This is a genomic window from Intrasporangium chromatireducens Q5-1 (assembly GCF_000576575.1).
GTDB classification, from domain to species: domain Bacteria; phylum Actinomycetota; class Actinomycetes; order Actinomycetales; family Dermatophilaceae; genus Intrasporangium_A; species Intrasporangium_A chromatireducens.
This window is the reverse complement of record NZ_AWQS01000367.1, coordinates 1-2,813: the sequence shown is the minus strand read 5'-3', so window position 1 is coordinate 2,813 and position 2,813 is coordinate 1. Positions and strand designations below refer to the sequence as shown.

The 2,813-nt window shown below is 71.2% G+C and carries 3 protein-coding genes and 1 pseudogene; 1 reads left to right on the top strand and 3 read right to left on the bottom strand.

Going from position 1 to position 2,813, the window contains the following annotated elements; all coding sequences use genetic code 11:
* Positions 1-508 (bottom strand): MFS transporter (locus N864_RS21075; RefSeq protein WP_155893049.1); only part of this gene is annotated, 508 nt, incomplete at its 3' end.
* A gap of 77 nt (positions 509-585) precedes the next feature.
* On the opposite strand from N864_RS21075, the gene N864_RS21070 reads away from it, so the two are divergent.
* Positions 586-1,500 (top strand): cation diffusion facilitator family transporter, encoded by a 915-nt coding sequence (locus tag N864_RS21070; RefSeq protein WP_034722025.1) that lies wholly within the window; start codon positions 586-588, stop codon positions 1,498-1,500.
* Positions 1,501-1,668: 168 nt separating this feature from the next.
* Here the strand turns inward: N864_RS21070 and N864_RS21065 are convergent, their stop codons facing one another.
* Entirely contained in the window at positions 1,669-2,409 is a 741-nt protein-coding gene (locus N864_RS21065; protein ID WP_034722024.1) for a dienelactone hydrolase family protein, read from the bottom strand.
* Positions 2,410-2,413: 4 nt separating this feature from the next.
* Positions 2,414-2,813: pseudogene (locus N864_RS25210) on the bottom strand (aa3-type cytochrome oxidase subunit I); the annotation flags it as partial.

The window sequence follows — 2,813 nt, the reverse complement described above, 5'->3', positions numbered from 1 at the left end:
CGAGCGCCGACGCGCCGAAGGCGAGCCGGTAGTCCCACCCGGCCGCCGCGCCACCGACGAGGGGCGCGAAGGCCTGGCCCGCCCCCTGCATGCTCGCGTAGGTCCCGAGCGAGCGGCCGATCCGGTCGGCCGGGGCGAGCGCCGCGATCATCGAGATGAGCAGGGGCGTCGTGAAGGCGTTCGCGGCTCCCTGCAGGGCCCGCCCGAGCAGGAAGGGCCCCGCGCTCGTGGCCACGACACAGACGACGGAGGCAGCGGCATACAGCAGGTAGGCCCGGCGGACCGTCCGCGCCTCGCCCCAGCGCGCGGCGAGGGTGCCCGAGACGACCATGAGGCCCGCGAACGGCACCATGTACCAGGTCAGCGCGGACGCGGCCGTCGCCGTGCTCGTGTGCAGTCCCGACGAGAGCTCGGGCAGCATCGTCGTGACCATCGCGCCGCCGAACGGGCCCAGGAAGCCACCCGCGTAGAGCGGCCACAGCCGCGGCTGCGTCGTGGGTTCGGGCACCAGCAGAGGGTATGCCGCTGAGCTCGGACCGCCGTCGCGGTGTCCACCGCGCGGGGCGGGTCCGTAGGCTCGGTTCCATGGGGCACGAACACGACCACCAGCACGGTGTCGCTGCCGGTGCGGACCGGCGCTACCTGTGGGTCGCGCTGCTCCTGCTGCTCGCCTTCATGGTCGGCGAGGTCGTCGCGGCGGTCCTGTCCGGCTCCCTCGCCCTGCTGTCCGACGCGGGCCACATGCTCTCCGACGTCGGTGCGATCGCGGGAGCGCTGTGGGCGATGCGGCTCGCGGCCCGGCCGGCGACCGGCAAGTGGACCTTCGGCTGGAAGCGGGCCGAGATCATCTCCGCCGCGGGGAACGGCATCACCCTGCTCGTCGTGGCCGGGATCATCGGCGTCGAGGCGGTGCGCCGGCTCGTCCACCCCCCGCAGGTCGAGGGCGGCGTCGTGCTCGTCGTCGCACTCATCGGCGTGGTCGTCAACGTCGCGGCAGCGTGGGTGCTGGCCCGGGCGAACCGCTCCAGCCTGAACATCGAGGGCGCCTACCAGCACATCCTGACCGACCTCTACGGCTTCATCGGCACGGTTGCCGCCGGCGTCGTGATCCTCGTGACGGGTTGGACCAGAGCCGACGCCGTCGCCTCGCTCGTCGTCGTGGCGCTCATGCTGCGGGCTGCCTACGGGCTGCTCCGGGACAGCGGGCGGGTGCTGCTCGAGGCGGCCCCGGAGGGGATGGACCTCGCCGAGGTGCGTGAGCACCTGCTCGAGCCGGAGCACATCGTCGACGTGCACGACCTGCACGTCTGGACCGTGACGAACGGCCTGCCGACGATCTCGTGCCATGTCACCATCGACGACTCGTGCTTCCGGGACGGTCACGCACCGGCGCTGCTCGACGAGCTGCAGGACTGCCTGCGGGGCCACTTCGACGTCGAGCACTCGACGTTCCAGCTCGAGCCGGCCAGCCACGCCGCGCACGAGCCCGGCACCCACTGACCCAGCCCCATCGACAGTGCGCTTCTCGCCGTCGACAGTGCGCTTCTCCGGATCGACAGTGCGCTTCTCCGGATTGACGGCTCATGATCGAGATCAACTTCTGCACTGTCGATCTGGATTGCTGCACTGTCGATTGAAGTGTTGGGGCGGGGCTTCCCGATCGATGGGTCAGCGGCCGAACGAGGCCCGGATGAACTCGAGGGTCCGCTTCCAGGCGTCCGTTGCGGCCGTCTCGCTGTAGCGGGTCGCGGCCGTGTCGTTGAAGAACGCGTGCCCCACCCCGTCGTAGACCTGCGCGGTGAAGTCCACGCCGGCCGCCGCCATCCGGTCGGTCAGCTGCGGGACGCCGTCGGTGATGTCGTGGTCCTGCTCGCCGTAGAACGCCAGCACCGGGCAGCGGATCGCGGAGGGATCGGCGCCCTCGGGGAACCGGCCGTAGAAGGGGACCGCGGCGCGCAGGCGCGGCTCGTTGAGGGCGAGCGACCACGCGTAGGTGCCCCCGAAGCAGAAGCCGACGACAGCGACGCGGCCCATGATCCCGGGCCGGTCGAGGACGCCGTCGACGACGTCGCGCAGCGCCTGGACGGCCCACTGGGCGAACTCCGGCGTGCGGGCCGGCTCGGTCATCCGGCGCAGCCGCGGCTGGGCGTCGAGCCGCGTCTTCTCGTCGGGGCTAGCCATGAGGTTCTGCAGCTCCTGCCCGTCATACGGGGTCAGGTCGATGTGCCCGAGCAGGTCCGGTGCCACGGCGAGATAGCCCTCGGCCGCGAACCGGTCGGTGACGTCGACGATGTGCTCGACGAGCCCCCAGATCTCCTGGATGACGATGACCGCACCGAGCGGCTCACCGATCGGCTCTGCCTGGTACGCGTTGAGGTCACGCTGGACGAACTGGACCATCTCTCCCATCGGGTCACCGCTCCTGGGTCGCTCCGGGGGCCTCACCGACATCGGCCGGGCCCATGACTCGGTTGATGTTCGCCGGCCCACCGGGCGCGTGCCACGAGCGCGGTGCCGTCTCTGGGTGGTGCAGGTCGAAGGCGGGCCGCTCGGATCGGATCCGCGGCAGCGACGCGAAGTTGTGCCGCGGCGGCGGGCACGAGGTCGCCCACTCGAGCGACGCGCCATACCCCCACGGGTCGTCGGTCATGACGTACGGCGCTGTCCGCCACGTCTTCCAGACGTTCCAGAAGAACGGGATCATCGACAGGCCGAGGATGAGGGCGCCGACGCTCGAGATGTCGTTCGCGAGCTGGAAGCCCTCCTCCGGCAGGTAGTCGGCGTAGCGCCGGGCCATGCCCTCGATGCCGAGC

Excerpts from the sequence above, each read along its gene's own strand:
- N864_RS21065 (WP_034722024.1), bottom strand. The coding sequence starts at position 2,409 with ATGGGAGAGATGGTCCAGTTCGTCCAGCGTGACCTCAACGCGTACCAG.
- N864_RS21070 (WP_034722025.1), top strand. The coding sequence starts at position 586 with ATGGGGCACGAACACGACCACCAGCACGGTGTCGCTGCCGGTGCGGAC.